Consider the following 26,361-nt stretch of genomic DNA (forward strand, 5'->3'; position numbering starts at 1 on the left):
AATGGAGTCCGCAAGCCTGCTATAATGCTGCTTTTCGGGGAAATAAGCGCATCTCAGTCCGGTACCATCGTGCGGCCCAGTCATTTAGTATATTTGTCTCACGCCTTAGACGCCGTATCCACTTATTTCATATTTTCAATCTAATCATATAGATAATTTACTAAAAAAAAGCTATACTTTTTGATAATATCTCTAAGTAAACTTGGTTTGTGTTTACTTCTGGAGTTCGATATCGAAGAGTGGAGCGGGAACAATGAAGAAGCTGACTATTGAGGATGTGGCCCGGAAAGCGGGCGTATCGAAAAGTACGGTCTCGCAATTTTTGAATAAACGGTTCAAATATATGAGTGAGGCGACCAAAAACCGTATTGCTGAGGTTATCGATGAGCTGAATTACCAGCCCAACGGGCTTGCCCGCAGTCTCAAGCAGAACCGCACGCATATGGTTGGCATTATTGTGGCCAATATAGATTATTCGCTGTCCATTCAGTGTATCCGGGCCATCGAGAATGAGCTGCAGCGCCATGGGATTCAGGTGATCATCTGCAACTCGGACGAGAATGCCGATAAGGAGAATACTTATGTGGAGACGCTGGTCGCCCGTCAGGTGGATGGCCTGATTATTTTCCCGGCTGGAGATCAGCCTGCGCCTTATACCAGATTAATTGAAGCGGAATATCCGCTGGTCTTCATGGACCGGCTGGTTGACGGGATTACGACCCAGAGCCTGCTGCTGGATAATGAAATGGCGGTGAAGACCGCTATCCGGGAGCTGACCGGCCACGGCCATGAAGCGATTGCTATTCTATCCTTGCCGCTTGGCGTACATGCGATCACCCCGCGCAAGGAGCGAATGAGCGGGTACAAAAAAGCGATGGAGGAAGCAGGTCTGCCTCTGCTGGGTTCGTATATGCGCAGTGTGTCGCGCGAAGATATCGCTTCCGCACTGGACGAGCTGTTACAGCTGCCCCAGCCGCCGACGGCGCTGCTTGCCGCCAATGATCTGGTGCTGGGCGAAATTCTTAAATATGCGAACCGCAATGCCATTGCGATCCCCGGCCAGTTGTCGGTCATCGGCATCGACGATGCCGAATTCGCCCGGATCTATAATCCCGATATTACAACGATCCGCCAGCCTGCCTACGAGATGGGGATGCAGGCGGCCAAGATCATGCTCTCATTGATCAATGATGCGGACAGCGCGATGCCCATCACCTACAGGTTCCCGCCTTCCTTGCAGCAGGGCGATTCTGTGCAACCGCCGGCTAGGCCGGAATAGCAGCTGGGCGGGCGGCGAAAGGTCCATCGTGGTGACAACAGATAGGAAATCTGCTCAGGAATCCACGGCTTTACGAAACCGGTCCGTAAGTCAATAACATATGCAAAAGGGTGTCCCAGCCGTCTGCCGGCTCAGGGACACCCTTTTTGCTGTGCTAATGTGTGTTCATGCTGAAGCCGGGCGCTGCCGGCAGCAGAGCACCTGCTCATTGGCTATACGCCAGCGCTCATGAACTCCTCCAGCCGGGCGCGGGTCGGCAGGCCGTCCATATCGCCAGGCGACATCACGGCGAGTGCGCCGATCGCATTGCCGCGCTTCACGGCTTCTGCTACGCTGAGCTTCTCCAGCATGGCGCTGATTACCCCAACCGCGAAGCCGTCTCCGGCGCCGACTGTATCGACAACCTGCTCGACCTTGAAGCCGTCCACATAACCCTCTTCACCAGCGGAGGTCTTGTAGTAAGCGCCTTCGGGACCGAGCTTGATCACTACAAGGGATACGCCGCGCTCCAGATAGTACCCGGCAATCTCCTCAGGAGTCTCAAGTCTGGTGAGGATTTTACCTTCTCCGTGGCCGGGCAGGAACCAGTCGCAGCGGGTAGCCAGATCGTTGATCGTATTGACCATAGTTTCAGTGTCCGGCCACAGGGTCGGGCGCAGATTCGGGTCCAGTGATACAGTCTTGCCGCGCTGCTTCATGAACTCCATGGCATGCAGCGAGAACTCGTGACACGAAGCCGAGAGTGCGGAAGAGATGCTGGTCACATGCAGATGGCCTGCGGAAGCGAAGTAATCTTCATCGAAGTCGGCGAGACTCAGCTTGGAGGCGGCGGAATTTTTGCGGAAATATTCCACCTTGGGATCTCCAGTGAGTACCTTGGATTTGATCAGCATGCCCGTGGAGAACTCCTTGGTCGTTGTGATGCTTGCGGTATCGATCTTCTCCTTGTTCAGCGCCGAGGTGATGAACTGGCCGAAGTTGTCTTCGCCAAGCTTGGTCACATAACCGGTCAGATGCTCCAGGCGTGATAATCCGGTGGCTACATTGCTCTCCGCACCTGCCAGCGCCTTGGAGAAGGAAGTGACCTCATGCAGGGGGCCGGCTTCATTGGCGTAGAACATGGCCATCGGCTCCCCGAAGGTGACTGCATCCAGCTGTTTGTTCATGAATAGTTCCTCCTAAAATGAACACGTTATTATGGTTTAGAATAAAATATAAGTTGAAATTATCACATAAAACGGTTTTGTACAATATAGCAATGCTCATTCTGCGGGCTTATTTTGCACAGGAAACAGGGGGGCAGATTCATTTGTCCTTGATACATAAGCGTTTTCGAAGATTTTTGAAGGATTAATAACGCTTCCTGAATAAATATATATTGACTGTTAGCGGCAATGTTATTACTATTTTCTTAGAAGGATAAAGCCTGATGTTAGTAAAATAGATAAATTAATTTATCTAAATAAATATTCTAAGTGGAATATAACCAGAGAGGAAGTAACAACCATGAAGAAAATTAAAGTATTGCAGAATATCACCTCTGTTGGCGTAGTAGCTGTTATCCGTGCGGATAATGCCGATGATGCTTATGCCATGTCGGTGGCTTGTATCGAGGGCGGACTGAATAATATTGAAGTTACCTTCACGACTCCGGGAGCCGAAGTAGCGATCAAGCGCCTGGTTGACGAATACGGAGGCCGCGCCGTGATTGGTGCCGGTACCGTGCTTGACCCGCTGACGGCAAGAATTGCTATTCTGGCAGGCTCGGAATTTGTGGTCAGCCCTTCTTTTGAAGAGGATACGGCCAAGATGTGTAATCTGTACGGCATTCCTTACATGCCGGGCTGCATGACGCTGAATGAGATGAAGGAAGCCCTGAAGCTGGGCGTGGATGTGCTGAAGCTGTTCCCTGGCAGTGCGTTCGGACCGGACTATGTCAAGGCGGTTAAGGGGCCAATGCCGCATGTGAACATTATGCCTACCGGCGGCGTGGATCTGAACAATATGGAGAAATGGATCAAGAACGGCTGCATCGCTGTCGGCATCGGCGGCAACCTGACCGCACCGGCCAAGGAAGGCCGCTATGACCAGATCACCGAGCTGGCTGCGCAGTATGTAGCGAAGTTCAAGGAGATTCAAGGCCAGTAAAATACATGTACAACAATAATGTCTTGCCTCTATGGGGCAGGGCATTTTTTTGATGAATTTATATGTTTTGGGGTCCCCGCAAAGTACCTGAGTCATCACCTGCGCTAAAGCCCCACTTTGTGGGGTTATTTTGTTAACTGTTAGCTAAGCCTAAATGATAGAATTGCTGCCGCTTCGGGCAATACTTATAATAGAGCAGAGTGCTTAAGCGCCTGCGGACATTGAGAAGTATACCTGAAAGGTGATGCCATGACTGGCGACGATCTTCGCAGCAAGCTGTACCCGACACTGGTAGTGGAAGAAGCCGATTATGTGGAGATTCGAACTGCAGTCCACGGCTGCAGGGTGAGCGCGGGAGCTCTTTATAAGCTGTATCGTAACTATAATCATCCGCAACTTTTTGAGCAGGGAGAAGTATATGTGCTTGATGATGACTCCAGGGAGAATTATGCGGTGCTCCTGGTGTGCGCAACTACATTATATACATTAGAGGAGCCGTCCCGGTCGTAGCGTAAGTCAGTACGGGACGGTCTGCTTCTCATGTCATTTCTGTAACTAACTTCTATAAAAAGAGTATTTGAATGATAGCAGCATCCCTTGTATGCTTAGTAGGGATTGTGGACTACAAAATAATCATTACAGGCTTGCAACAAATTCGCAGTCTTGCGCGTCAGTAAGATTGCATAGAGAGGGGGAACCTTCGTGGTGGAGCAGGGACTCATCAGAGCCGCTCAAGCGGGCGATCGCGACGCTCTAATCACCCTATTGCGAGAAATTGAAGGGCATGTATATAAGACGGCCTTCTACATTCTGCATAATGAACAGGATGCTCTGGATGCCTCCCAGGAAGCGTTGATCCGGGTGTACACCAAGATCGGCTCCTATGAGGAGAAGGCGCAGTTCAAAACATGGGTTCAGCGGATAGTAACCAACATATGTATAGACAAATTCCGGAGAACGAAGCCTACCGTTTCTATCGATGAACACGAAATGGTGTTCCAGGATAAAAAACATAACGTAGAGCGCGAAGTGATGTCGGGTTATCTGGCGGAGGATATCCGTGAGGCCATCGACCAGCTTCCGGAGCATCACCGGACGGTAATCGTGCTCCGCTATTTACAGGATTTTTCTTACAACGAGATTGCAGACTGTCTGGATCTGCCTCTGAACACGGTCAAATCGTACCTGTTCCGGGCGCGGCAGCAGCTGCAGAATAGACTTCAGGAGTATCAGAAAGGTGGTGTGTCAGGATGAAATGCGCGGAGGTGATGGAATGGATGCACCGCTATTTGGATCATGATCTCAGTCAGGAAGAAATGCTTGAAATGTTCCGTCATATCGACGATTGTCCTGCCTGCGCGGAAGTCTTGGACCGGCTGACGCTGCTCTCCCAGCAGCTGGAGCAGCTTCCCGACGTGAAGCCCCCCTTCAGTCTGGTTGACTCTATCCTGCCTCAGCTTGAACAGCTGGACCGCGGTGTCCCGGAAGAGCCTGCTGTAATGGAGCCGGAGGATCCGAAGGTTATTCCCTTCTCCCGTTCCAATAGCCGGGGCAAAAAGTCCAAGGGCCCTTCACTGGCTGCGCGGACAGGCATTGGTGCTGCGGCGGCAGCGGTGATTCTGCTCATCGCCGTATTCAATATGCCTAAGAGCCTGCCGGGCGCAGACTTGGATATGTCATCCAATTTGATGAGCAGCGGAGCGGCGAACTCCAACATGAGCACGGAAAGCAGTGCGGACGCCCCGCAGGCGGACGGACAGAATAACAGCGGCGGCAGCAGTGAACTCCGATTAATGGAACAGGCCACGCCTAGTGACACTGCAGACGGCGATATGAAATCTGCACCGCCTGCTCCAAGTGAGCCTGCTGATCAACCAGCCGCAGCCGACGGTGGTATAGCTTCAGACAAGGTGCCTGCGGTAAGCGAAGCTCCGATCAGTAACCGCACCGCTACTGCGCCTCCGGCGGACCGCCCTAAGAGCACCAAGAAAGCGGATAGCCAGTCAGCGGAACCCCAAAGCACAAAGTCGATTGCGCCAACACAAGAGAGTATGGCGGACGATAAGGCGGCTGCGGGTGATGCGCGTATGGCGCCGACTCCAGCCCCGGCAGAGGCAGGAATCATGGCGCTGAAGCCGGCTGATTCTGCTTGGACTTCACCGGACGGGCAGCATACGGCTGAGCTGACGGGTCAGCATGTTGTAATCTACAGCCTAACCGCAGAAGGAGAAGAACAACAACGGACAGTATTAACCTCGCTTCCTTTGGAGGGGAACTGGGTCTCCGGTGTGTGGTCGGAAGACGGCACCCAGTTCACTTATGTGCTACAGCTTGAGGACGGTACGCAGACGACGAAGGTATACACGGTTCCGGCAGAGAGTGCGACACCTGCTCCATCTGCTTCTCCGGCTCCTGCCAACTCTCAAGCGCCTACCGCTTCTCCGGCGGCTTCTGCTTCATCTGTCCCCAGCCCGGCTATTACCCCGGATGCGGCAACGTCCGACAAATAACCGGAACGTTCTTCCGGCCTGCGGAATATGCTAAGGCATGAGGACATGAATTACAGGCTTTGCGAGTATCATCGGTATGACCGGCGGCCGGGAGAGTTTCTAGAGCTGCTCCCTCCGTCGTTTATATAGATGCGCCGCTGAAACGGAGTAACTTTGGCCCTGGCTGCCGAGGTTGCTCCGTTTTGGCTTGCGCCCCGGTCAAGAGAAGTGATAATGATACCTATGTTTTCAGCCGTTTTTTTGTTAAAATGTACGAATGTGTGTGTCTGATACGGACCAGGCAAGTAAATGAAAAAGGAAGTGGCGGGATGGATGCCAAAACGGCTGCCAAAGACATCAAGCAAGGAAAGGTCTCTCCGCTGTACCTGCTGTACGGCAGTGAGAAGTTCCGGATGAATGAATTCGCGGCCATGCTGGAGGAACACCTGATCCCCAAAGAAGACCGCGATTTCGCGGTGATCCCGTTCGATCTCTCCGAAACTCCGGTTCAGGCTGTCATTGAAGAGGCGGAGACGGTACCGTTCATGGTAGAGCGTAAGCTTCTGCTGGTGCGGGATGCGGCTCTGTTCACGGCAGGCAAGGAGAAGGCGAAGCTGGAACATAACGTGGAGATGCTGAGCGAATATATGCAGCACCCTGCCGAGTTCAGTGTGATTGTATTTATGGTGAACGGCGACAAGCTGGATGAACGTAAAAAAATCGTCAAAAGCATCAAGACCGCCGGCACCGTGCTGGCCTTCAATCCCCTGGGTGCGGAGGAGCTGCTGCGCTGGGTGGAGAAGGGCTTCCGCGAACGCGGCTGCTCCCTTGCGCCGGGGACAGCGGAGGCTCTGATTGCAAGCAGCGGAACCGGACTCCAGGGTCTGTCTGCGGAGATGGACAAGCTGTGTCTGTTCGCCGGTACTGGCGGTCGGGTGGATGCGGCAGCGGTGGAGAGTCTGGTCCACCGGGGGACGGAGCAGAACATCTTCACGCTGGTGGAGGATATTGCGAATCTGCGCCTGGACAAGGCGCTGAATACGCTCTATGAGCTGCTCAAGCAGCGGGAGGAGCCGATCAAGATCGCTTCGCTGATTGCCCGGCAGTTCAGAATCATCCTGCAGGTCAAGGATCTGTCGGCCCAGAGCTATTCGCAGGGACAGATTGCCTCCCAGCTCGGACTGCATCCGTATGCAGTGAAGCTGGCCGGAGAGCAGGCTCATAAGTTCGGAAGCCAGCGGCTGCGGCAGATCCTGAGTATTCTGGCGGATCTGGACTATCAGATGAAGACGGGAGCTGTCGATAAGGTGCTGGGGCTGGAGATGTTCATGCTGCGCCTTGGAGCCTGAACAGAGCGGCTTCTCATGGAACGAATCAACGAATCAAAGAGCCTGTCCACCCGCGTGTATCATGGGATGGACAGGCTCTTTGATTGCACAGCGAAATTCAATGAATGAAGCTAACGAGCATAAAAAAACCTAACCGTATGCAGCATAGCGGTCAGGTTCTTCAGTGCTCGTTATGATTGTCGCCCTTGGCTTAGGCTTGAGCCTTGAGAGCGTTCAATTTCTTAGCCAAGCGAGATTTTTTGCGGGCAGCCGCATTTTTATGAACCAGGCCTTTAGTTACAGCCTTGTCCAGCTTTTTGGAAGCCGCTTGGAAAGCAGCCTGAGCTACTTCAACTTCCGTACCAGTCACTGCTACATCAGCAGTTTTCACAGCTGTACGAAGAGCGGACTTCTGGGAAGCGTTCAGTGCACGGCGTTTCTCGATCGTCTTGACGCGTTTAATCGCGGATTTGATATTTGGCATTGCATTCACCTCCTGAAAGACATTCGAAATCAACAAATGATTCACAACTTAAAATAGTTTAGCATGAAGGGTAGCAAAAAGCAAGATAAAAAGCTTTGTAATTCCCTTAGAGCGGTTTGTATAAACGGAGGCTTTCTCTCGCACACTATCAGCAATATGCAAAAGGAGGCTGAACTAAGAATGGAACTGGATCTTCAGCTGTATTCGGTACGTACGGACTTGGCAGTGGAAGCGAAGGAAATGGCAGAGCGGCACGCCAATGCGCCGATCCCGGGTGTCAATGAGGAAGTGGAAGAAGCGGACGGCATCAAGGTCACGAGACTTGCTGTAGCAGACCTTGCCGGTTCTCAGGCGATTGGACGGGCTATCGGCAATTACGTGACCCTGGAGGTGCCTGGGCTGCGCGGCGGGGACACCGGGCTGCAGCAGAAGGTCTCCACAGTGTTTGCCCGGGAATTCGAGCACTTCCTGGATGAAATCGGCATTGGCCGCGATTCCAAGGTCCTTATCGTAGGCTTGGGCAACTGGAATGTGACGCCCGACTCGCTCGGCCCGCTGGTCGTTGAGAATTCGCTGATTACCCGCCAGTTCTATGAGCTGGTGCCCGACCAGATCTCGCCCGGGTACCGGAATGTCAGTGCTATTGCTCCCGGAGTGCTCGGCCTGACGGGGATTGAATCCAGCGAAGTTGTACAGGGGATTGTGGACCGCACCAGCCCGGATGTCATTATAGCTATTGATGCGCTGGCCTCCCGTTCACTGGAGAGAATCAATACCACCATCCAGATTGCGGACATCGGCATTCATCCCGGCTCAGGGATCGGGAACAAGCGCAGAGGGCTGACCAAGGAGGTGCTGGGCGTGCCCTGCATCGCCATCGGCGTCCCAACGGTCTGCTATGCTTCCACCATCGTCAACAATGTGCTGGAGATGATGCGGACCCATTTCGGGCAGATGGCGGACGGCGGTGCTCACACCAAAGAAATTATGGGTCTCCTTGACGATATATCTGAGCAGGAGCGTCTCGCCCTGGTGAAGGAAGTGCTTGAGCCGCTGGGGCATGACCTGATTGTGACCCCTAAAGAGATCGATGAATTCATTGAAGAGATCGCCAACATTGTGGCAAGCGGACTGAATGCTGCACTCCATGAAGCGGTAGATCCGGGCAATGTCGGAGCTTACACTCACTGATCTGTCACGTATCACCTCGCCCGCACCATCTGCTATAACGCAGAACTGGTCGCGGGCTCTTTATATAAATATAAGAACTTATATGTTGCACACGATAACTTATCCTTCTATTTCCCGCTGAAACGGTACCTTCCTTTAAAACGACGGCGAAGCCGTTTCTACTTGGTGTTGCCCCTTCACTTCTCTATCGATGCTCCCTGCTATCTCTCATTCTGTGGTTCTAGCACAACTCTTCCGCTCATAGATTTGGAGTATGAGAGATTACAGAGGGCTTAGAGGAGGACATAACAATCATGAACAGAAAATGGTTTCAGCTATGGAATATAGGGCGGCTGCGCGGACGGCTGATGGATATTCTGTCGCTGGGAAGGACGATGCTGCTGCTGGCCGGAGGTTCGCTTGTGTTGTTCATGCTGCTTGGAGCCGGCGGATTGGCCGGGCAGAAGCTGAATTCTTCGCCCATTCCTTCCATGAAAGGTCTGGCGGCCTCGCTCTCCAGCGGATTCTTCATGGAGCTGCTGGGCATGGAGGTTCCCCATCTGCCGAAGGGCGAGGAGCCTTCGGCCTTCTCCGGGGACAAGGTGACCTCCTTCGTATTCCGGCTGCTTACCAGTGTTGATCCAGGTGATCCCAAGAGTCTGGTCTCGCGTGAGATGCCAGGACTTGCTGCCGATGATCCCTTCCTGCTGCGGCAAGGCTCAGGGGGGAGTACAGGGGCGCCGGCCGATTATCATCCGGGGGGCGATGAACTGGCCACCGGGGAAGATCCCGGAGCAGGGGGCGATCCTGGAGCCTTTCCAGATTCAGGGAACGGTACTGAGGCTGGTAATGGCCATGACAGTCCTGGGGAAGGCGTGGCAGAGCCCGAGGCTTCGCCTGTCCCTGACCCGTCCGGTACAGAACCTGACGAGGGCTACTCCGGAAGCGGAGATGCCGAGAACGGCACCGGAGATACTTCGGTCAAGCGGATTCTCGTTTATCATTCCCATCCCCGGGAGGCCTATAATCCGCTGCTTGGCGCACAGAGCGACAACCCCAGCTCGGCAGTCCCTTCCAAGAATGTCATGCTGGTAGGCTCTTATATTGCCAAGAGGCTGGAAGAGCGGGGGATCGGAACTGTCCATGCCCAGGAGGACTATGCTACAGAGGTACCGGGCTACAACTGGAACTTCTCTTATAAATATTCACGTATGACTGTGAAATCGGCCATGGCCTCCAACCAGAACATGAGTGAGCTGATTGATATCCACCGCGATTCGCAGCGGCACGGCAAAACAACAGCTTTGATTAACGGGAAAAATTATGCCCAGGTCTATTTTATTTTGGGGCATGCGAATAAAAACTGGAAACAAAACGAGGCCTTCGCCAATAAGATCCATCAGCTGCTTGAGAAAAATTATCCTGGAATTTCACGCGGGATATGGGGGAAATCGTCCGGAAACGGGAATAATGGGGAATATAACCAGACGTTGTCCCCGAACAGTGTGCTGATTGAGGTAGGCGGAATTGACAACAGCGCCGATGAGCTGAAGCGGACGGCGGATATTCTGGCGGATGCCATCGCTGATGTGTACTGGAGCAGCCGGGATGCCGAGAAGGCAGCTGCGCCAGATCAGGGCAGTACGCAATCTGGAGGCACCGGGGCAGAGACATCGACAGGTTCCTGAACGGATTATAGCTGAAAAGGAGTGGAGATTATGACACGGTTCGGTAAAAAGCTGGTGATGGTCGGAATATGGGCGGGCGTGGGGCTGCTGGTCGGCCTGCAGTTCGGCGGCGGCGGTTCGGGAGTCTCCGGTATACTGCCGGACTGGAGTAAGCCGGCCGGGAGCAGCGCGGCTGGCAGCCAGCTTCCGGCTGGACAGAACGGCACAGCCGGGACTGCGTACGTTCCGGCTGCCAGCACAGCCCCGGGCGGCCAGGCTTATGTATATGTGCCCGTGACTATTGATCCGGTAACGGGCGCCTACACCGTGCTGCCGGTCCAGCAGCCGGTTGCAGGTACACAGGCGCAGACGTCTGGCGGCAAGGGCAGTCTCCCGCAGCAGGAGGTGAAGGACTACTCTGCGCTCAGTCCCGAGCAGATTCTGATTCCAGAGGAGCAGAAGCCGACTGTGGATGTGCTGGCGGATAAGACCGCCGGGCTGCTCCAGCAGGCTTCGCAGAAGGGCATCCGCTGGGTGGTCTCCCTCTTCGACTCCTCGGAGGAGTGAGCAGGAACTGCCCGGAACCTCCCGGGCTGCAATGAGGTTGAGGACACAAACGGCTGCGGATGATGGAAGCCCGCACCCGTTTGTGTGTTTTTTTGCAGGATTCAGCTCGCAAATGTAGAGGGTCCGCGCGGTTTCTTTCTTTTCCGGCGGCTGGCGGGATTGATGGGCGGAGCCCGTACTGTTATAATAAGTGGATTAACATTAGGCTGTCTGTGGGGGTAAGGAATGACTGACGTTCAGAAACGACAACAACAAATTCGCAATTTCTCGATTATTGCACATATAGACCATGGCAAATCGACACTGGCTGACCGCATTCTGGAGTATACGGGTGCGCTGTCTACGCGTGAAATGCAGGAGCAGGTTCTGGATCAGATGGACCTGGAGCGCGAGCGCGGCATCACCATCAAGCTGCAGGCCGTACGTCTGACGTACCGTGCCGATGACGGACAGGATTATTATCTGAATCTGATTGACACACCGGGGCATGTCGATTTCACCTATGAGGTATCCCGCAGTCTGGCTGCCTGTGAAGGCGCTCTTCTGGTCGTGGATGCAGCCCAGGGGATTGAGGCCCAGACGCTGGCCAACGTTTATCTGGCGCTTGACAACAATCTGGAGATTCTTCCGGTACTCAACAAGATCGATCTTCCGAACGCAGATCCCGACCGGGTAAAGCAGGAGATTGAAGATGTCATCGGGCTGGATGCCAGTGAAGCCGTGCTGGCTTCCGCCAAGGCAGGCATCGGCATCAAGGAGATTCTGGAGCAGGTCGTGAAGCAGGTTCCGGCGCCGACAGGCAGCTCGGAAGAACCGCTCAAGGCGCTGATCTTCGACTCCCATTATGACCCGTACAAGGGCGTAATCGTCTATGTCCGCGTAATGGACGGCAGTATCCGTGCCGGTTCCAAGATTAAAATGATGGCCACCGACAAAACCTTTGAGGTGATCGAGGTCGGAGCCTTCATGCCGCGTATGACCATTGTGCCGGAGCTGAACATCGGTGATGTCGGCTTCATTGTGGCCGGGATCAAGCATGTAGGCGACACCCGTGTCGGTGATACGGTGACGGATGCCAAGAATCCGACCCCTGAACCGCTGCCGGGCTACCGCCGGATTAATCCGATGGTCTATTGCGGTCTCTATCCGATTGAGACTTCTGATTATAATGATCTCCGTGAAGCGCTGGAGAAGCTGCAGCTGAACGACGCTTCCCTGAGCTTCGAGCCGGAGAGCTCCAGCGCCCTCGGCTTTGGCTTCCGTTGCGGCTTCCTGGGGCTGCTGCATATGGAGATTATTCAGGAGCGGATCGAACGCGAGTTCAATCTGCCGCTGATTACTACGGCGCCGAGCGTTATTTACCGTATTAAGCTGACGAATGGGGAGACCATCCAGATCGACAATCCGTCGCATTACCCGGAGATCGGGACGATTGACTTCATCGAAGAGCCGTATGTCAAAGCAGCCATTATTGTGCCTAACGACTTCGTGGGTACCGTTATGGAGCTGTGCCAGAACAAACGCGGTGAATTCGTCAACATGGAGTATCTGGACAGCAACCGTGTAACCATTACGTACGAAATTCCGTTGTCCGAGATCGTCTACGACTTCTTCGACCAGTTGAAATCCGGCACGAAGGGTTATGCCTCCTATGATTACGAGATCTCCGGTTACCGCCAGTCCAATCTCGTCAAGATGGACATCCTGCTGAACAATGAGCAGGTCGATGCACTGTCCTTCATCGTTCACCGCGACCGCGCTTATAACCGCGGCCGGGTCATCTGTGAGAAGCTGCGCGGCATTATCCCGCGCCAGATGTTCGAGGTGCCGATTCAGGCATCCGTCGGCACGAAGGTGGTTGCGCGTGAGACCGTTAAGGCCATGCGTAAGAACGTACTCGCCAAATGCTACGGCGGCGATATTTCGCGTAAGCGGAAGCTGCTGGAGAAGCAGAAGGAAGGGAAGAAGCGCATGAAGCAGGTCGGCAGCGTCGAGGTGCCGCAGGAAGCGTTCATGGCCGTGCTTCAGATTGAGTAGCAGCATATAAGCTCCCCCGGAGCTTTCGGTTTATGGCAGAAACGGGTGCCGCCCTACGCAGGGCGGTGCAGCCGTTTCTTCTTGCTTTTCAGCAGCAGGTAGTGTGGCAGGCCTGTATATTAATAGAACAAAAGGAGACAGCTAATGAACTCAGCTATGAACTCTGCACAGAGTGGCCGTCCCCCTGAGGCCGTATATATTCACATCCCGTTCTGCACCAATAAATGCTTCTATTGTGATTTCAATTCTTACGTGCTGAAGGATCAGCCGGTGATGGACTATCTCCATGCGCTTGACCGCGAGATGGAGCTGACCGTGCAGCACACGCCTCCGGGTGTGATCAAGACGATTTTTGTCGGCGGGGGTACGCCTACTGTCCTCAAGCCTGATGAGATGGCTTATTTCCTGGAATCGGTCCGCAGGCATTTCCCGCAGTGGGATGAGCAGATTGAATTCTCGATGGAGGCTAACCCCGGCACAACCGATATCGACAAGCTCAGAGTCATGAAGGAAGGCGGCGTCAACCGGGTCAGCTTCGGGGTGCAGGCGTTCCAGAATGAGCTGCTGAGCGGAATCGGCCGGATTCATGATGTGAATGACGTATACCGCAGTCTGGAGAATGCCCGTGCGGTCGGGCTTAATAACCTGTCGCTTGATCTGATGTTCGGCCTGCCGAACCAGACGGTGGATATGCTCAGAGAGAGTATCGACAAGGCGCTGGCGCTGGATCTTCCCCATTATTCCATCTATAGTCTGAAGGTGGAGGAGAATACGCTGTTCCACACCCTGTTCAACAAGAACAAGCTTCCGCTGCCGAATGAAGAGGATGAGCTGGCGATGTATCTGCTGCTGATGTCCACTATGGAGGCCGCAGGTTATACGCAGTATGAGATCAGTAATTTTGCCAAGCCGGGGCTGGAGAGCCGCCACAATATAACGTACTGGCGCAACGAGGATTATTACGGTCTGGGCGCAGGGGCGCATGGATATGTGGGCCGGCAGCGGCACATGAATATCAAGGGCGTGAACCCGTATAACGAGGCTTCGCGCAGCGGGCTGCCGCGTCTGGACAGCTTTGAGGTCTCCGAGCAGGAGGCGATGGAGGATTTCATGATGGTCGGCCTGCGGATGCGCGAAGGGATTTCGGATGCGGCGTTCCGCTCACAATTCGGAAAGCCGCTGGAGGCTGTTTTTGCAAAACCGCTGCATAAAATGCTGAAGGCCGGGCTGCTGGAGCAGTCGGGGGACACCTATCGCCTGAGCAAGCAGGGAATCCTGTTTGGCAACGATGTTTTCGGGGAATTTGTCGGTGCTTTGACAGTGGTTTAATTTTGAAATACCCCTTGAATTGTAATTCACCTTGTTGTATATTTATTCATATTAACAACAAGGGGTGAGTCAAGGTGCTTGTCAAAACGGATCATTTCCAAAAGGCTTCTCCAGCAGGAGAGCAGCAAGTGATATGCAGAAATGCTACGGTGGAGGATGTAGAGCCGCTGTATCTGATGATAGAGGAGTATGCCAGGCAGGGGATTATGCTGCCCCGTTCAAGGCAAGCACTGACCCGCCAGATCGACCAGTTTGTAATCGCCGAGATCGGCGGCAAGTTTGTCGGCTGCGGTTCCTTGTTCCGGCTAGGAAGTGATCTTGTGGAGGTCCGTTCGATTGGCCTGAATGATGCAGGTAAGGGCAAAGGTGTAGGCACGATGATTCTGGAAAAGCTGGTTGAAGAAGCGAGACGCCAGCGGATCCCGAAGATTATGGCACTGACCTATGCCGTGGACTTCTTCCTTAAGAACGGCTTCGATGTGGTGCAGAAGGAGATTTTCCCCGAGAAGGTCTGGACCGATTGTGTCAACTGCAAGAAGCAGCATGCCTGCGACGAGATCGCCGTGCTGAAGAGACTGGACTAATCCGGCGGGCCATTGCCTCCGGTAAACTATAATAAGAAACCACTGTTCACCCGGAAGCTGATGCTTCAGGGTGACAGTGGTTTTTTACGGATAACAGACCCAAATCTTGCTTTGACTAAAATAGGCGCAATCAAGTTGCTGAACTCACTTGACAATGCCGAGGTCAGTTTGGTATTTTTGTATTAGTGGTTAGCACTCATCTCACTAGAGTGCTAACGAATCGGAGCCACAGCCGGATAGGAGGGAATAACATGTTAACTGAACGCCAGAGAATGATACTGAATGCCATTGTCGATGACTATATTTCTTCCGCTGAGCCGGTGGGCTCGCGCAGTATCTCGAAACGCGGGGATGTGGGCTACAGTCCAGCCACGATCCGCAACGAAATGGCCGATCTGGAGGATCTGGGTTATCTGGAGCAACCTCATACGTCGGCAGGGAGAATCCCGTCCCATAAGGGCTACCGCTATTATGTGGATCATCTGGTACCGTGGAATTCCGCCGAAACGGCCGAACTGGGCACGATCCGCGCTTTTTTCGCCGAGAAGCTGAATGCTACAGAGCAGGTTATCCAACATGCGGCAATGATCCTGTCCAATATGACGAATTATACTTCCATCCTGCTGGGACCGGAGGTTTTTCATACTTCATTGCGCCATTTTCAGCTGCTTCCGCTCGATGACAAGACCGCTGTGGCGATTATCGTTACCAGCACCGGGCAGGTAGAGAACCGAACCGTGAGTCTTCCTTCGGAGATATCTGTCTCCGAGATGGAGAAGGTCGTGAATCTGCTGAACAGCAAGCTGGTCAATGTACCGCTCTACAAGCTGAAGAGTCAGCTCTATTCCGAGCTGGGCGAAGAAATGCAGCGCCACATCTCCCATTATGAAGAATTAATGCAGGTGCTGGATAAGGCGCTTGAGAGCGACCAAGATCAGCGGATTTACTTAAGCGGAGCCACGAATATGCTGACCCAGCCGGAGTTCAAGGACGTCGACAAGGTGAAGACGATTCTCGATCTGCTGGAGGAGACGCCTACGCTGCTCAAAATGCTTACCCCGGCCAGCAGCGAAGCAGGAATGCAAGTGCGCATCGGTACAGAGAATAAGCATGAGGCTTTTGCCAACTGCAGTCTGATTACCGCCACCTATTCATTGGACGGCAAGCCGCTGGGGAGCATTGGTATCCTGGGTCCGACCCGTATGGAGTACGCACGTGTAATGGGTATTCTGGGGATTTTGTCCCGGGATTTGACAGCGATGCTGGCACACTGGTATAAGTGAACAGAGTGTACTAGTCCATGATGAATATTATTAAGGAGGTGAAGACAACTTGAAAGAGGAAGAGGTTCAGGAAATGAATGAGAAGAATGATCCCTCGGTGAATGATAATCACGCAGCTGAAGAGGCAGATACCACAGCGGACAGCGGCGCATTCACGGCTGAAGAGGCCGGCGAGGCGGCTTCAGGCAATGAGGAGTACAGAAAGCTGCAGGAGCTGGCAGATGAGCATCAGGCGCGCACCTTGCGTGTGCAGGCTGATTTCGATAACTTCCGCCGCCGGACCCAGAAAGAAAAGGAAGAGCTGGCGCAGTATGCAACGTCTAAGCTTGTAACCGAGCTGCTTCCGGTAATGGATAACTTTGAACGCGCACTGGCGACTCCTGCAGCAGGTGCAGACGCTGAAGCGTTCATCAAAGGCGTGAATATGATTTTCCGGCAGCTGGAGGGAGTCCTTAAGACTGAAGGGCTTACAGCCATGGAAGTGGTAGGACAGCCTTTTAACCCTGAATATCATCAGGCGATCATGCAGGTGGAGAGCGAGGAGTACGAGGAAGGCATCGTGACGGAAGAGGTCCAGAAGGGCTATCTCCTGAAGGATAAGGTTCTTCGTCCGGCCATGGTCAAAGTCAGCATGTAGATCTGTTCTATATAAGATAATAAAAATGGATGAAGCCCCGGGCTTCACATTATTTCTGAGGAGGCACATTACTGTGAGTAAAGTTATCGGTATTGACTTAGGAACCACGAACTCTTGCGTTGCCGTTATGGAAGGCGGCGAAGCCGTCGTTATCCCGAATCCGGAAGGCGCGCGTACAACCCCATCGGTTGTAGGCTTCAAGAAGGACGGCGAACGCATCGTCGGTGAAACGGCAAAACGCCAGGCCATTACGAACCCGGACCGTACCATCGCTTCCATCAAGCGCCACATGGGTACTGGCCACAAAGAAAGCATTGACGGTAAAGACTATTCTGCACAGGAAATCTCGGCAATGATTCTCCAAAAGCTGAAATCCGATGCTGAAGCCTATCTAGGCCAGCCTGTAACTCAGGCGGTTATTACAGTTCCTGCTTATTTCAATGACAGCCAGCGTCAGGCTACCAAGGATGCAGGCAAAATCGCCGGCCTTGAAGTGCTGCGTATCGTCAACGAGCCAACAGCAGCAGCTCTTGCTTACGGTCTGGAGAAATCCGAAGATCACACCATCCTGGTCTATGACCTTGGCGGCGGTACCTTCGACGTATCCATCCTTGAGCTGGGCGACGGCTTCTTTGAAGTAAAGGCTACCAGCGGTGACAACCGTCTGGGTGGAGATGATTTTGACCAACTGGTTATGGATTACCTTGTAGCTGAATTCAAGAAAGAGCAAGGCATTGACCTGAGCAAGGACAAAGCGGCTGTTCAACGTCTGAAGGATGCTGCGGAAAAAGCGAAGAAAGAGCTGTCCGGCGTACTTACAACTACAGTATCGCTTCCGTTTATCACGGTAGTTGACGGAGTGCCTCAGCACCTTGAGATCAACCTTACCCGCGCCAAGTTCGACGAGCTGACGGCAAGTCTGGTTGAGCGCACGCTGGGACCTACACGTCAAGCGCTGAAGGATGCCGGAATGACCCCTGCGGATCTGAACAGAATCGTACTGGTCGGCGGCTCCACCCGTATTCCTGCCGTACAGGATGCGATCAAGAAGCTTACCGGCAAAGAGCCTCACAAAGGCGTTAACCCGGATGAAGTAGTAGCCCTGGGTGCTGCTGTTCAAGCGGGCGTACTGACTGGCGATGTAAAAGACGTAGTTCTGCTCGACGTAACTCCGCTGTCCCTCGGTATTGAAACTGCTGGCGGCGTGTTCACGAAGATGATCGAGCGCAACACTACGATCCCTACAAGCAAATCGCAGGTGTTCTCGACCTTCGCAGACAGCCAGCCTAGCGTGGAAATCCACGTATTGCAGGGTGAACGCGAGATGGCGAACGGCAACAAGACGCTGGGACGCTTCATGCTGAATGAGATTCCACCGGCACCGCGCGGCGTACCGCAGATCGAAGTTACCTTCGACATCGATGCCAACGGTATCGTTAACGTCTCTGCTACAGATAAAGGCACCAACAAGAGCCAGAAGATCACCATCACTTCTTCCAGCGGTCTGAGCGACGCAGAAGTGGAACAGATGATGAAGGATGCCGAGCTGCACGCTGAGGAAGACCGCAAGCGTAAAGAACTGGTCGAAGCCAAGAACGGTGCTGACCAGCTCGTATACTCCACAGATAAAGTTATTAAGGATCTGGGCGACAAGGTCGATGCTTCCGAGATCGATAAAGCGAATGAAGCTAAGGACAAAGTGAAGGCTGCCCTTGAAACTGACAACCTGGAAGAAATCAATGCCGCTACAGAGGCGCTGAATGAGATTGTGCAGCAGTTGTCCGTGAAGCTGTATGAGCAGGCTGCGCAGGAGCAGCAGGGCGCTGAAGCGGGTCAGGATGCTGCTGAAGGCAATGCCAAGAAGGATAACGTGGTAGATGCGGATTACGAAGTGGTTGACGATGAGAAGAATCAAGGGTAACCTTAGACGATAAGTTCTATGGTGGTGAGAGGGAAGGTCAAGACCGGGGCATCCCGGGTTTTGGCTTTCCTTTTACCTTGTAAATGGGGAGAATTAACGATGTACGGAGGTGAAAGCAGTGGCAGATAAACGTGATTATTATGAGGTTCTGGGCCTCGGAAGAGATGCTTCAGAAGACGAAGTGAAGAAGGCCTACCGCAAGCTGGCGCGCCAGTACCATCCCGATGTGAATAAGGCCAGTGATGCTGAGGCTAAGTTCAAAGAGGTTAAGGAAGCCTATGACGTTCTGAGCGACGGGCAACAGCGCGCGCGGTATGATCAATATGGGCATATTGACCCTAATCAGGGAATGGGCGGCGGCTTTGGCGGCGGTGGCGGAGATTTCGGCGGTCTTGGTGATATCTTCGATATGTTCTTCGGCGGCGGCGGTGGACGGCGTGATCCGAATGCACCACAGCGCGGCGGCGACTTGCAGTATACGATGACCATTGAGTTCAAGGAAGCGGTGTTCGGCAAAGAGACCGATATTACCATTCCACGCACGGAGACCTGCGATACCTGCTTCGGCTCCGGAGCCAAGCCGGGTACGAAGCCGGAGACCTGTTCCGTCTGCCACGGCAGCGGACAGCAGGAATTCGTGCAGAATACACCGCTTGGACAGATGCGTAACCGCCGTCCCTGCTCGAATTGCAGCGGCACAGGCAAAATCATCAAAGAGAAATGCACCACCTGCGCAGGCCAGGGTAAGGTGAAGAGACAGCGCAAGATTCATGTGCGTATCCCTGCCGGTGTCGATGACGGCGCACAGCTGCGCATGACCGGTGAAGGCGAAGGCGGCACACGCGGCGGCCCGGCCGGAGATCTGTACATTGTGATACGTGTGAAGAATCATGATTTCTTCGAGCGCGAGAACAACGATATTATGTGCGAGGTTCCCTTGACGTTCGCTCAGGCGGCGCTCGGTGACGAGATTGAGATCCCAACGCTGACCGAGAAGGTGAAGCTCAAGATTCCGGCAGGCACCCAGACCGGCACCTTCTTCCGCCTCAAAGGCAAAGGAGTTCCGCATCTGCGCGGCAACGGCGTCGGCGACCAGCATGTCCGTGTCATCGTAGTCACTCCTAGCAAGCTCAGCGAAGAGCAGAAGGACCTGCTCCGCCAGTTCGCCTCCTTCAACGGAGAGAACACGCATGAGCAGGAGCAGTCGTTCTTCGACCGTGTGAAGAAGGCGTTCCGGGGAGACTGAACTTTTAAGTAATATGAAATAAGGATGGAAGAGCTTGTAAAACAGCGCCCCATCTCTATTAAGTGGAGGCGGGGCGCTGTTTTTTGCTGGGTTTATTGTCTTTGTGGTTCTGTTGTATTTGATACAACAGAATGCTTCTGAAATTCACCAAAAAGAGAATCTGTTGCACAACGTACAATAGAAATTATTTAAATGGGCATTTTTAAACAGATATCTAAGAACCAAATGTATGAAATACAACAGAATCTCTTTTGGGACAAATTAAAGGGGATTCTAATGTAGTAAATGCAATCAGAAGTAGTATGCACATTATCTGCAACAGCGTCTGCTCAAGTGTTCAAACGGGTCATAACCAAACAAAAAAGGCTGTCCAGAGTAGTCATGTAACAACTACTGGGACAGCCTTTTAAGCTTATTCTACTACTCGATTAATCCGCTCTTGCTCAGCAATTCATAGAGTGCAGCGGCTGCTGTCTCACGGGTTGCCGGAGCTGTTGGATTGAAGGCAATGCCCGTTTCGCTGGCGAAGATGCCGGCTTTGGTCAGGGCTTGCAGACTGTCCTTGGCGTAAGGGGCTACCTTAGCGCTGTCGGAGTAGGTTGTGAACGAAGGATTAGCAACAGCCTTCAGTTCAGTGCCTGTCAGTTTCACTGCTCTGTCCAGAATGACAGCGAGCTCCTGACGGGTTACCTTCTGGGTTGGAGCAAACTTGCCATTGCCGATACCCAGAATCAGGCCAGCCTTGGAGGCTGCGGCGACATCCTTGGCGTACCAGTCCGTCGATTTCACATCGGAGAAGGTAACGCTGGCATCGGTACGCAGACCCAGTGCACGGGTCAAGAGCGCTGTGAACTCAGCGCGGGTCAGATTGCTCTGTGGTGCAAAAGTAGTCGCTGAGGTTCCCTGGATAATCAGCTTGTCGGCCAACGTCTGGATGGCAACAGCTGATTTGGAATTAGCAATGTCTGTGAAGGCTGCTGCCGGTTTGCTGACTGCTGCATACACGGAGAAGCCTGGACGGCTTACTGTAACAATGGTTGTTCCGTCTGCCTGTGGTGTGAAGACAGAAGCAACCGGGGTCACCAGTCCATCTTTTTCAAACAATACGCCTGCTGTCTTGGATTCAATCTTGCCTGGTACAGTAAAGGTGCGCTTGATGAACACGTTGGTTGGAACGTTCAAGTAAGTGCTGCCTGTAGCTGTAGTCCATGAAGCTTCATAGGATACCGGGGTTCCGATAACCTGGGCACCCGGAGTACCTGCAATCAGCTTGCTGGCTGCGTCTGGCTCTTGCTTAATTACTAGCTTCAAGCTCTGGCCTGCAGGGGAAGCGGCTAATAAGGATACCGGCAAGGCTACAGCAGATCCGGCGATATTTACAATAACAGTGCTGTCTGCTTGAGCACCAGCCAGCAATTTCAGCTGCTCAGCCGTCAGGCTCAGCTCAGCTGTCTTGTCTGCGATACTGCTGACAGAGATCACAACGGCTGTCTTGGCAGCAGCGGCTTTGGCCAGAGCGGCCTTCAGATCGCTGTCGCTGACGGTTACAGTTGTTACTCCATCCTTCGAGGCGGTTAGAGGGGTTACAGATACCTGTTGAACGCCTTCTTCAACAAGAGATTTCACCGCGCCAGGTACAACCACAGGAGTCGGCGTTACTACTGTGCCGCCACCGCCACCACCGCCGCCGCTACTGCCACTGTCGGAGACAGTGATAAAGCGGAATGAGGTGTAGGCACTGTAGTATGTGTCTTTGTTATAGTCAATCTTGATCGGTTTGGTATTATCTTTGGCTTTAATGCCGAGTACTTCAAGCTTGTAGACTCCATCGCTCAGACTGGCTACGGCAGGGTTGCCATTGGCATCCAGAATAGGGTCGCCGTTGTGGTCATATGGATGATAGGTAGATGATATCACCGTGCTGTAGTTCCCAGGCTCGAAGAACTTATCCGGCGCACCGGTCGTGGATACCTGGAAGGAGCCCTTCTTGGTATCATCAAGACCAATCAGATTTACTTCATAATAGTTAATATCATCTGCTTTCAGCTTGTAGTTCAGCACTGCACTTGAATTGGTATAGATGATTGGCTGGCTCAGTGCAGCTTCCTGAATTCCTGTGCCCCAGCTAGGCTGTTCTGTAGTTTTGTCTACATTAATTGCAAACGGCAAGTGTAGAGTAGGAAGATTTGGTTGACCATCTGCCTTCAGTACGATATTGCCTTGCAGCGATTGTGGCACAGTATCTGCAGCGACGTTAACCTTCAGGTTGAAGGTAGAGGCACTTTTTGCCGAAGCAGTGACCGATGATTTGTCTAGTGTCACAGATACTTGATCTGGATCACCAGAGTTCAACTCCACCGAAGCAGAATAGGTGAGCGTGCTATCGCTCATATTCTTCAATTGCAGCACTTGGCTGGCTTCAGAACCTGGCAGCAATGTGCCAAAGCTTGTAGACGGATTGTAGTTAATCACATTCTGTGGGACAAAGTTCTTGTCCAGAATGGAGATCGGCTCAATGGATTGCAGCAACGCCGGAGTATTAATGGCATTCTCTACATTAGCACGCCCAGGGCCTTGAAGATAGAAATCTTCAGGCGCACCCTGGTAGTACACAGGATCTGCTGTGTTGGCCAAAGCGGCACGAATGTCTAATGGTGTATAGGTTGGATGTGCCTGCTTGATCAGCAGTGCCAAGCCGGCTACATGCGGTGTTGCCATACTTGTACCGCTGAGGCGGGCGTAGGCCTTGGAATAATCTGCTTCTGAATCGTATTTACCATAAGCAGGGTAAGTGGAAAGCACTCCATAGCCAGGAGCAACGATATCTGGCTTGATGCTAAGTTTGCCGTCGAAATTCGGACCCGCGGAGGAGAAATAGGTAACTACATCGCCAGGCGTCATTTCTACCGGGTAATCCGGGCCAAAAGTAAATGTGGCAGTTTTATCCGCAGTGGCATCGATGGCTCGTGCCAATTGACGTCCGAATGTACCTTGAATATCTAATGTTGGGACATTCTGATATCCGTCACCGAAATTCGATCCGATAAAGCCATCCCGGTCTTTGATGCTATCACTAAGGTCTGGAACAATCTTGCCATCAATCTCTTTGGCATTACCATTGAATATGGCTAGCGCTTTTACATTACGGGCTTTGGCATTGGCGATCTTGACATCAAAAGTCAGATCACCACGCGACACTAGAACAATGGTATCACTAAGATCGCCAGCTGGGTAATCCTCAGGTTTTCCTAGTTTAGCATAGGCGACCTTAACAGGCCCTGTGCCAAAAATAGAAGCGAAGTCAGATTTGCCTAACTCATAGGCCATAACGTGGAAAGGTTGATAAGTATCATAAGTCACTGAAGTGACTGAGCTCGGGATTTCTGCCCTGAATTCACCTGAGAAGGCTTTGATAGGGCTGTCAACGGCACCTACCGAAATTCCAAGTTGGGAGGCAGCAGGAGAACCCATGGAGAAGTAACCTGCTTCCCCATTATTCCCGTTCGCAATAACAGCAGTCACTCCGGAAAGCACTGCGTTATTAATCGCAATGGAATCCGGGGAGTTGACATCCTTCTCGGAATCGGAGCCGAGCGACAGGTTGATGACATCCATGCCGTCTTTCACCGCACGTTCAATCCCGTCAATGACTTGAGCGGAAGAGCCGGAGGAAGTGTCCGGTTTATCAATATTACGGCCTAAAACTTTGTAGACATACAAATCAGCCTCGGGAGCGACACCCTTCTGAGCCACATCACCCTTAGCTGCATACTGACCGATGATCGTGCCGGCTACATGCGTACCGTGGTAAGTTCCCGCATAGCCTACGCCATACTCGGTATCTTCTTCTGGAGTCAGCGGAACTTCTTCATAAGGATCATCATCCTGGTAAAAGGAGTCATAGCCGCCCTTATAGGCAGGAGCAATATCCGGATGCGTGTAGTCCACACCGGTGTCGATTACACCGACCTTCAGTCCTTCCCCGGTGAGGCCTTGGTCTGCCGCCCAGTCTGCATGAATCTGCTTCAGAGGAGCGTTGTCGTTTCTGTAAGTCACTTCAGTTACTGTCTGATCAGGGAGAGCATACCAGGTGCTGTTGGGATAAATGGAAGACACGCCGGAGATCTTCGCCAGCTCAGGGATTTTGTCAGCCGGAACGGTGACTTCAAAGCCGTTCAGAATCGTGTCGTACTTGTAATTGACGGTCAGGTCAATCTTCTTGGCTTCAGCCTTATCCAGTACTTCTTCCTGTTGGCTGTTCACTGCAGCTTCAGTCGCTGTATTAGCGAGCGCTGTAATTCCTTGTCTGGCGGCATATTTGCCGACAGCCGCAGGCTGGCCGCTCAGTTGAACGATAACCCGGACGAGATTTGAGGATTTGGTGTTAATCTGTGGAGAAATATAAGGCTGATTCGCTGGAATCAAGGCTGGAAGATGATTGCCTGATACGGGTGTCTTCAAGCTGCTGGCGGCGAATGCCGCGCCTGGAATCATACTTGCAGCCACACCTAATGATAATGTTAGTAATGATAGCTTACGAGGTAATTTTGTCCACTCCAAATGTAATCCCCTCCACAATATGATGTTGGTTCTGGCTTCATCTCTCCTGCTACAGACAGTAGTCGGATTCTCCTTTTCTATTAATCCGGTTTATTTCCGTCAAGATTACTAGGAAAAATATTAAGAAGATTTTACCACTGGTTATTTGTAAAATCCACACAAAATTTATAGAGATTTGAGAACGTTTTTATTTTATGTGGAATGTTATATGACATGTTTAGTCTATTTAACCTATGAAATCAATCTTATTGGACAAAAAAATACAAAATAACAGAGAAAAAAACAATTTTCGTCATAATTACTGACATATATGCTGAGCGTAAAACGAACTTATAGTTTAGTAGTCTGGCTCCTGATTTCCTCCATTTAAAGGAACCTTTAGCCGGGAAATGTATAAAATTATGTCCGGAAATCCAAAATAGCCAAGTAAGCTTGTACGTTATGGACACCAGGCAGAAAGCGGGGAATTCCCATGTCTGAAAAAAGTATACTGGCCTACTTCAAAACCCCGGAGGAAGCGGAAGGGGTCTCCCGTAAGCTGCAGGCACTGCGTGCAGAGGAGATTTCCATTGACCGGTTCAGCAGGTTTGGGGGAAGCGGGCAGAAGCCGGGAGTAAATCCGGTTACCGGCAATTTGGCGAGCATGGATTCGATGACGGCAGTCAGTGACCATACGGGCATATTAGCTGCGGCGCATACGAGCGGGAGCGGAATGAGCCACGGCGGGGATGGCGGTCCGACGGGCAGAAATATTCTGCTGACGGTTATTGTAGATGCGGCTGTCCATGGTCAGGCGATGTCGCTTATTGAGGAAGCCGGCGGAATGATTTAAGGTCAGATAAATACATTGGAGGCTGATGGCAAGCGATGGACAGAGAGAACTCGAAAATCTTTTCCAAAACCGAAAAAATGAAAATGCTCTATGAGGCGAAGGCCGAGGATGTTGAATTCTCAGCAGCTGAAGCAGATCAGGATGATATTGAGGCCATGGACCGTTCCCGTGAGGCTGATAAGCGGCAGCTGGGAGAGATTATGAAGAAAGAATAACTCGGTGAAGTCAAGAAGAGATGAGCAGACGAATTGTTGCTGCGGATACCCTGCGTAAGTGGGGTATTTTTGTGTTTTGGCGTGTATAATGGAGTGATATGCGAAGCCGGGAGGATACATAAGTGGATACAGTGATAATGTGGGTGGGACTGGCGCTGCTGGTAGCGCTGTTAACCTTCCTGAACCAGAAGCAGGTCTATTCCTCCAAAGTGAAACGAGCTTACCGGGAGCTAAGAATGCTTGCTGAAAAGGTTCGAGCAGAACAGTCGGAGGCGGCAGATCTGGTAGGCTGGGAAGCTTCCATCGCCGAAATGGAAAAGCACCCCAATGAATTCAACAAGCTGGACAAGGAGATCGGCCTGCGCCAGGCCTTCGTCCAGTATCTGGAGCGGCATTATCCGCAGGATACGAGACTACCAGAGCTGCTGGAAGCGGCTGCATACAGGAAGGACAGCGTATGGGGAATTAAGATAGGGAATTAAAAAATCATATCATTTTAAAAGCTAAAATAGCCGTTAATAAGAGTAAAGTGAAATAAGCGAATGTCGTCCGCATATCAGTTAAAAATTGAGATGTATAGGGAGC

At 52.4% G+C, this 26,361-nt stretch carries 22 protein-coding genes; 19 read left to right on the plus strand and 3 right to left on the minus strand.

Features of this window, described 5'->3' with window-relative positions; translation table 11 throughout:
* The first annotated feature begins 253 nt into the window (after positions 1-253).
* Positions 254-1,279: a LacI family DNA-binding transcriptional regulator gene (locus tag MKY96_RS04275; protein ID WP_340938820.1), complete on the plus strand. Its 1,026-nt coding sequence runs from the start codon at positions 254-256 to the stop codon at positions 1,277-1,279.
* 212 nt (positions 1,280-1,491) lie between these two features.
* Here MKY96_RS04275 and MKY96_RS04280 read toward each other — a convergent pair whose 3' ends face one another.
* Entirely contained in the window at positions 1,492-2,445 is a 954-nt protein-coding gene (locus tag MKY96_RS04280; RefSeq protein ID WP_340938821.1) for a sugar kinase, read from the minus strand.
* A 340-nt stretch (positions 2,446-2,785) separates the two neighbouring features.
* On the opposite strand from MKY96_RS04280, the gene MKY96_RS04285 reads away from it, so the two are divergent.
* The 5 genes from MKY96_RS04285 to holA all read left to right on the plus strand — a co-directional run bounded on the left by MKY96_RS04285 (position 2,786) and on the right by holA (position 7,265).
* Positions 2,786-3,427, plus strand: a complete 642-nt coding sequence (locus MKY96_RS04285; RefSeq protein ID WP_340938822.1) for a bifunctional 2-keto-4-hydroxyglutarate aldolase/2-keto-3-deoxy-6-phosphogluconate aldolase — start codon at positions 2,786-2,788, stop codon at positions 3,425-3,427.
* Between the two features lie 249 nt (positions 3,428-3,676).
* On the plus strand, positions 3,677-3,937 hold the full coding sequence (locus tag MKY96_RS04290; protein WP_340938823.1) for a hypothetical protein: 261 nt from the start codon (positions 3,677-3,679) through the stop codon (positions 3,935-3,937).
* A gap of 192 nt (positions 3,938-4,129) precedes the next feature.
* Positions 4,130-4,681 (plus strand): RNA polymerase sigma factor, encoded by a 552-nt coding sequence (locus tag MKY96_RS04295; protein ID WP_036690462.1) that lies wholly within the window; start codon positions 4,130-4,132, stop codon positions 4,679-4,681.
* A complete protein-coding gene (locus tag MKY96_RS04300) occupies positions 4,678-5,937 on the plus strand; it encodes an anti-sigma factor family protein (protein ID WP_340938824.1) in 1,260 nt (419 codons plus the stop codon). The genes MKY96_RS04295 and MKY96_RS04300 overlap by 4 nt, the downstream gene beginning before the upstream one ends.
* 308 nt (positions 5,938-6,245) lie before the next feature.
* Positions 6,246-7,265, plus strand: coding sequence for a DNA polymerase III subunit delta (gene holA, locus MKY96_RS04305; RefSeq protein ID WP_340938826.1), 1,020 nt, complete (start codon positions 6,246-6,248; stop codon positions 7,263-7,265).
* Between the two features lie 190 nt (positions 7,266-7,455).
* Here holA and rpsT read toward each other — a convergent pair whose 3' ends face one another.
* Positions 7,456-7,728, minus strand: coding sequence for a 30S ribosomal protein S20 (gene rpsT, locus MKY96_RS04310; RefSeq protein WP_036732246.1), 273 nt, complete (start codon positions 7,726-7,728; stop codon positions 7,456-7,458).
* Between the two features lie 180 nt (positions 7,729-7,908).
* Here rpsT and gpr point away from each other — a divergent pair, with 180 nt between their 5' ends.
* The 10 genes from gpr to dnaJ all read left to right on the plus strand — a co-directional run bounded on the left by gpr (position 7,909) and on the right by dnaJ (position 20,169).
* Positions 7,909-8,919: a GPR endopeptidase gene (gpr, locus tag MKY96_RS04315; RefSeq protein WP_340938827.1), complete on the plus strand. Its 1,011-nt coding sequence runs from the start codon at positions 7,909-7,911 to the stop codon at positions 8,917-8,919.
* Between the two features lie 293 nt (positions 8,920-9,212).
* Positions 9,213-10,586 carry a stage II sporulation protein P gene (locus MKY96_RS04320; protein ID WP_340938828.1) on the plus strand — a complete coding sequence of 458 codons (1,374 nt, stop codon included), beginning with the start codon at positions 9,213-9,215 and terminating at the stop codon, positions 10,584-10,586.
* A gap of 30 nt (positions 10,587-10,616) precedes the next feature.
* Positions 10,617-11,132: a hypothetical protein gene (locus MKY96_RS04325; protein ID WP_340938829.1), complete on the plus strand. Its 516-nt coding sequence runs from the start codon at positions 10,617-10,619 to the stop codon at positions 11,130-11,132.
* Between the two features lie 225 nt (positions 11,133-11,357).
* A complete protein-coding gene (lepA, locus tag MKY96_RS04330; protein ID WP_340938830.1) occupies positions 11,358-13,169 on the plus strand; it encodes a translation elongation factor 4 in 1,812 nt (603 codons plus the stop codon).
* 144 nt (positions 13,170-13,313) lie between these two features.
* Entirely contained in the window at positions 13,314-14,498 is a 1,185-nt protein-coding gene (gene hemW, locus MKY96_RS04335; RefSeq protein ID WP_340938832.1) for a radical SAM family heme chaperone HemW, read from the plus strand.
* 74 nt (positions 14,499-14,572) lie between these two features.
* Positions 14,573-15,082 (plus strand): N-acetyltransferase, encoded by a 510-nt coding sequence (locus tag MKY96_RS04340; protein WP_340938834.1) that lies wholly within the window; start codon positions 14,573-14,575, stop codon positions 15,080-15,082.
* Between the two features lie 251 nt (positions 15,083-15,333).
* Positions 15,334-16,365: a heat-inducible transcriptional repressor HrcA gene (hrcA, locus tag MKY96_RS04345; RefSeq protein ID WP_340938835.1), complete on the plus strand. Its 1,032-nt coding sequence runs from the start codon at positions 15,334-15,336 to the stop codon at positions 16,363-16,365.
* Positions 16,366-16,414: 49 nt separating this feature from the next.
* A complete protein-coding gene (gene grpE, locus MKY96_RS04350; protein WP_340938837.1) occupies positions 16,415-17,002 on the plus strand; it encodes a nucleotide exchange factor GrpE in 588 nt (195 codons plus the stop codon).
* A gap of 73 nt (positions 17,003-17,075) precedes the next feature.
* Positions 17,076-18,923 (plus strand): molecular chaperone DnaK, encoded by a 1,848-nt coding sequence (gene dnaK, locus MKY96_RS04355; RefSeq protein WP_340938839.1) that lies wholly within the window; start codon positions 17,076-17,078, stop codon positions 18,921-18,923.
* A gap of 118 nt (positions 18,924-19,041) precedes the next feature.
* Positions 19,042-20,169: a molecular chaperone DnaJ gene (dnaJ, locus tag MKY96_RS04360; RefSeq protein WP_340938841.1), complete on the plus strand. Its 1,128-nt coding sequence runs from the start codon at positions 19,042-19,044 to the stop codon at positions 20,167-20,169.
* A 420-nt stretch (positions 20,170-20,589) separates the two neighbouring features.
* On the opposite strand, the gene MKY96_RS33865 is transcribed toward dnaJ, so the two are convergent.
* Complete coding sequence (locus MKY96_RS33865) at positions 20,590-24,663, minus strand: S8 family serine peptidase (protein WP_445671413.1); 4,074 nt, start codon at positions 24,661-24,663, stop codon at positions 20,590-20,592.
* 538 nt (positions 24,664-25,201) lie between these two features.
* Between MKY96_RS33865 and MKY96_RS04380 the strand changes: the two genes are divergently transcribed.
* The 3 genes from MKY96_RS04380 to MKY96_RS04390 all read left to right on the plus strand — a co-directional run bounded on the left by MKY96_RS04380 (position 25,202) and on the right by MKY96_RS04390 (position 26,258).
* Complete coding sequence (locus MKY96_RS04380; RefSeq protein ID WP_340938842.1) at positions 25,202-25,561, plus strand: hypothetical protein; 360 nt, start codon at positions 25,202-25,204, stop codon at positions 25,559-25,561.
* A gap of 77 nt (positions 25,562-25,638) precedes the next feature.
* Positions 25,639-25,776 carry a YfhD family protein gene (locus MKY96_RS04385; RefSeq protein ID WP_445671414.1) on the plus strand — a complete coding sequence of 46 codons (138 nt, stop codon included), beginning with the start codon at positions 25,639-25,641 and terminating at the stop codon, positions 25,774-25,776.
* Positions 25,777-25,898: 122 nt separating this feature from the next.
* Entirely contained in the window at positions 25,899-26,258 is a 360-nt protein-coding gene (locus MKY96_RS04390; RefSeq protein WP_340938843.1) for a hypothetical protein, read from the plus strand.
* Positions 26,259-26,361: the final 103 nt, after the last annotated feature.

The sequence above is a fragment of the Paenibacillus sp. FSL R7-0302 genome, from assembly GCF_038006885.1.
Taxonomy (GTDB): domain Bacteria; phylum Bacillota; class Bacilli; order Paenibacillales; family Paenibacillaceae; genus Paenibacillus_AQ.